The 4,326-nt window shown below is 66.9% G+C and carries 6 protein-coding genes; 3 read left to right on the plus strand and 3 right to left on the minus strand.

The window, feature by feature from the left end:
- From AX735_RS26060 to AX735_RS17695, 3 genes are all read right to left on the minus strand, one after another.
- On the minus strand, positions 1-859 hold an 859-nt coding region (locus AX735_RS26060; RefSeq protein WP_202189611.1), incomplete at its 3' end, for a hypothetical protein.
- Between the two features lie 135 nt (positions 860-994).
- Positions 995-1,900 carry a hypothetical protein gene (locus AX735_RS17690; protein WP_066282860.1) on the minus strand — a complete coding sequence of 302 codons (906 nt, stop codon included), beginning with the start codon at positions 1,898-1,900 and terminating at the stop codon, positions 995-997.
- Between the two features lie 90 nt (positions 1,901-1,990).
- The gene (locus AX735_RS17695) at positions 1,991-2,530 is read right to left on the minus strand and encodes a hypothetical protein (RefSeq protein WP_066282863.1); all 540 of its coding nucleotides are present in this window, start codon (positions 2,528-2,530) and stop codon (positions 1,991-1,993) included.
- 275 nt (positions 2,531-2,805) lie between these two features.
- Between AX735_RS17695 and rplU the strand changes: the two genes are divergently transcribed.
- The 3 genes from rplU (at position 2,806) to AX735_RS17710 (ending at position 4,299) form a co-directional block, all read left to right on the plus strand.
- Positions 2,806-3,270, plus strand: a complete 465-nt coding sequence (rplU, locus tag AX735_RS17700) for a 50S ribosomal protein L21 (protein WP_060980085.1) — start codon at positions 2,806-2,808, stop codon at positions 3,268-3,270.
- 29 nt (positions 3,271-3,299) lie between these two features.
- Positions 3,300-3,575: a 50S ribosomal protein L27 gene (rpmA, locus tag AX735_RS17705; RefSeq protein WP_023839572.1), complete on the plus strand. Its 276-nt coding sequence runs from the start codon at positions 3,300-3,302 to the stop codon at positions 3,573-3,575.
- Positions 3,576-3,756: 181 nt separating this feature from the next.
- Positions 3,757-4,299, plus strand: a complete 543-nt coding sequence (locus tag AX735_RS17710; protein WP_023839571.1) for a GNAT family N-acetyltransferase — start codon at positions 3,757-3,759, stop codon at positions 4,297-4,299.
- Positions 4,300-4,326: the final 27 nt, after the last annotated feature.

Below are 4,326 nucleotides of genomic sequence, written 5' to 3' on the forward strand. Positions count from 1 at the left end.
CGCCGTCCCAGCCCGCCTCCGCGCCGCCGCCGCCGAAATCGCCGCCGCCCGCGACGAACGCCGCACCGCCCGCCGCTGCCGCCGCGCCGCCTGCATCCGACCAGCCCTCGAACGACAAGCCGCTCGAGCTGTCCGAACTGTCATCGCCGCGCTTGCGACGATCCGCCTGCGCCTTGGGCACCATCAGGCGCCGCGCCGATCGCCACGACCAGCGCAGCAGCAATACCAGCACCAGGGCTGCGACCAGCAGGATGACGATCCCGATAAGGGCATCGAACGACTGGCTCGAACTGCTGGTGCGTGTGACTTCGCTGACCTTGCTGGCAGCGAGCGCGGTGCACGCCGCGAGCAGCGCCGCCCCGCCCGCCATGCCGGCGATCGACACCGCCTTGCGCGGCAGCAGATAATGGCGGGTGCGGTCGACCCATTGATAACGCGTGCCGAAGCGGATGTCCGAAGGTGGCCAGATGTCGCGCGGCGGCTCCTCGCCGAACGTGTCGCGATAGCGCTGCAGCGTTTCGGCATAGAGCGCGCGATACTTGCGCCCCTCGGACGCGCCGCCGGCGGTCGGGCCATGGTGCAGCGGCCGCCCGATGATCCGGGCGCACAGCTCTTCCCAGTAATGCCTGGTATAGGCCAGGTGCAGGTGCCAGGCCTGGTCGACCTGATCGGACGGGGTGACCTCGGTCGTGCCGGTCGCGGCGAGATAGAGAAAGCGGCGATATTCGGTCATCACCGCTTCCGCATGGCCGCGCGACCAGCCATTCTCGCGGGCCAGTCGCCGGGTGAACCCGAGCGCCGCGCCCGGGGGCTCGATACGCATCTGGGCAAGCGCCTGCCATATCGGATCCTCGACCATCACCGCCCTCCCCGCCGCTTTGGTGGGGCAAGGCTATCGAGTCCGGATCGCTGCGGCAATCATCAAATGTAAAACAAAAAGGAGGGCATCGCGCAGGCGATGCCCTCCCAGTTGGAGAGAGATGTAAACGAACGATCAGCGGCGAACGCGCGCGCGCGTCTCCAGATCGCCCAGACGGCGGTCGAGATAGGCGCGCTCGTCGGCGCTGGGGTTGAGCCGCGCATAGGCGGCTTCCAGACGCGTCAGGTCCTCGTGCTCGACGCGCAGCTGCGCCAGGGCGCTGGCGGACAGGCCGCTCGCGGGCAGCGCGCGGGCGATGGCATCCAGACGCGCGCGCGGGGTCTGCACCGTGCTGCCGCCACCGGTCGAGGCCATGTCGCCGACCCGCGCATCGAGCGCTTCCAGCCGGGTATAAAGATCGTCGCGCTCCTGGTCGGTGATGCGGCCATCGCGCAGATAGCTCGCCTCCGTGCGCACCAGCGCCGCATAATCGGTCTTCAGCCGCGCACCTTCGACTCGCGTGATCCGGCGCGCGGAAACCTGCGCATCGACGCGCTGGTTGAATTCGCCCTGGCCGTCGGCGACCGAGATGCCGATGTCCGATTCATATTCGTCGCCATAGGCGCCATCGGCGATCACCTGGGTCAGGCGGGCATAGCGCTCGGCCAGGTCCTCGCGCTCCTGCACGGTGAAGCGGCGGTCGGCGCCATAGCGCGCCTCGAGCTGGACGAGATCATAATAGTCGCTCTTCAGCCGGTCGCCGGTGCGGCGGTCGATCTGGCCCGAGCGGATATCGGCATCGACCCGCGCCTCGAACTGCGCGCGCTGCGTGGCGAGCGGGGTGCGCCCGAACTGCCATTGCGCCTCGATCGACTGGGTCGAACCGGTGCGGTCACCGAACAATGCGCCGAAGATCGAGTTCAGTCGCTCCTGCTGACGCGAGCGCTGCTGCTCCTGCGCGCCGGTATCACTCTGCGCGAACGCGGCGGTGCCGGTGAGCATAAGCGCTGCAGCGGCGGTGGCGGTATAAAGGGATTTCATGAGTCTATTTCCTCGGTGAACGATGCACGCACTACGTGCCGCTTCACCGAGGGTTGCGACGAGCCGAGTGGTCAGCCCGGTAAAATCACGTCAACTGGCGAGACTCGCCTTGAGGCTGCCGATCACCTGATCCTGGCTTTCGAGCAGCGCCAGCACGTGCTGGCGCGCCTGTTCGATCTGGTCGCTGCCGCCCGGCTTCACCTCGCCTGCCGCCTCCTTCTGCAGCCGCGCGACATAAAGCTCTTCCAGATCGCCCAGGATCTGCGCGAGCTCGCGCCGCGGCGCATCGAGCGCGCTGATCCGCGTCTGCGCGACCGACCAGCTCTCGCTGCCGACTTCCTTGCCGCGCGCCGCGCCTGCCGCCTGCTGCGCTGCCGAGCGCGCCACGGCAAAATCGGCCTCGGCCTTGTCGGCCCGCGCCAGCATCGCGGTCAGATCGCGCGCCAGCGCGGGGTCGGCGATGCTCTCGATCGGCGGCGGCGGCGCCTTGGCCTCGGCCGCGCGATCGCGCAGCTCGACCTCGCGCCGCTCGAGCGAGGGCAGCTCGGCCATGGGCTGCAGGCAGCCGGCGAGCAGCATGGGCCATGCAAGGACGAGCGAACGGGCGAGCTTTGCCGGGGTGACTTTCATGGCCCAAGGCTCTAGGACAGCACGCAATCGCGGGCAACCGGCTTGCGGCGCAGTGCGGCCATCATCGGCGCGATCGGCCAAAAAAGCCGCTGCAGCGGTTGACAGGACCGGCGCTTTCACCTAACGGGCATGGCTTTCCGGCGCGGGACATCCCGTCGCAGGGCAGTGGTTTTCACTCTGCCGATTCGGGTCTGGCAACAGACAGGATGAAACAGATGATCGCCGCAAATTGCGTGCCCGGAACCCGATTGAAGCTAACAGAAACGAGACAACCCATGTTCGCTATCGTGCGCACAGGCGGCAAGCAGTATCGCGTTGCAGCCGGAGACAAAATCGCAGTGGAAAAGCTGGCCGGCGAGGCTGGCGACGTCATTGCGCTGAACGACGTTCTGCTCGCCGGTGACGGCGGCGAGGTCAAGGATGTGGCCGGTGTGGTCGTCTCCGCCGAGATCATCGCGCAGGCGAAGGCAGAAAAGGTGGTGATCTTCAAGAAGAAGCGTCGCCACAACTATCGCCGCAAGCTTGGCCATCGTCAGCAGCACACGATCCTGCGCATCGTCGCCGTGGGCGAGGAAGCCAAGAAGGCTGCGCCGAAGAAGGCCGCTGCCGCCAAGACCGAAGCTCCGGTCGAAGCTGCTGCCGAAACCCCCGCTGCCGAGGCTGCACCCAAAAAGGCTCCGGCCAAGAAGGCTGCCACCAAGAAGGCCGCTGACACCGATTCGTCGGCTGACAACGCCTGATCGCGCGCGAACCCAAGGAGTTTTGAGAAATGGCACATAAGAAAGCAGGCGGTTCGTCGCGCAACGGTCGTGATTCCGCAGGTCGTCGTCTTGGCGTGAAGAAGTTCGGTGGCGAGCCCGTCATCGGCGGCAACATTATCATCCGCCAGCGCGGAACCAAGGTCTATGCCGGTGCCAATGTCGGCATGGGCAAGGACCATACGCTGTTTGCGCTCACCGAAGGCCGCGTGAAGTTCCACGAAGGTCGCCTTGGCCGCAAATACGTATCGGTAGTCGCCCCGGCGATGGCGGAAGCCGCCGAATAACGGACGATCGATGACGGGTCGTCCTCTCACAGGGATGACCCCGGCCGGTGAAACACCCGGACCAGATGACAGGGAGATGGGGTCCGTCCCGTCTCCCTTTCTTTTTGTCTCCCTGTCACCGCGCTGACTCCAGCCTGTCATGTTTGGCTGGCATGGGCGCGGGTAACACAGGAGAGACATAATGTTTGCAAGAACGCAAAGATTGTTGCTGCGGCCGGTCTGGCCCGAAGATGCCGAGGCGCTGTTCGCGGCCATCAACGACGAGCGCATCGTGTGCAATCTTGCCCGCGCGCCCTGGCCCTATACCCCTGAAGACGCCCGTGAATTCGCCGCGCGCGCGCAGGACCCGCTGGTGCCCCACTATCTGCTCACCCTGCCGGGCGATGCCGGGCAGACGCTGATCGGCAGCTGCGGCCTCGGTCGCACCGATCGCGGCGAGGTCGAGATCGGCTACTGGATCGCGCGCGACCATTGGGGCCGGGGCTATGCCACCGAAGCGGCGCGCGCGGTGATCGCCAATGCCTGGGCGCTCGGCCACCGGCGGATCGTCGCCAGCCACTATATCGACAACCCGGCCTCGGGCGCGGTGCTGCGGCGGCTGGGCTTCGTCCCCACCGGCACCACCCGCCCCCGCTTCAGCGCCGGGCGCGGCTATGAAGCGATGGCGCAAGAATATGCGCTGGAGAGCGACATGGCCGAGGTAGAACGACCACTCGCCGCGTGAGGGGTGGGGGTGAGCGGTGGGCAATGA

The sequence above is a fragment of the Blastomonas sp. CCH1-A6 genome (assembly GCF_001556365.1).
Lineage (GTDB): Bacteria > Pseudomonadota > Alphaproteobacteria > Sphingomonadales > Sphingomonadaceae > Blastomonas > Blastomonas ursincola.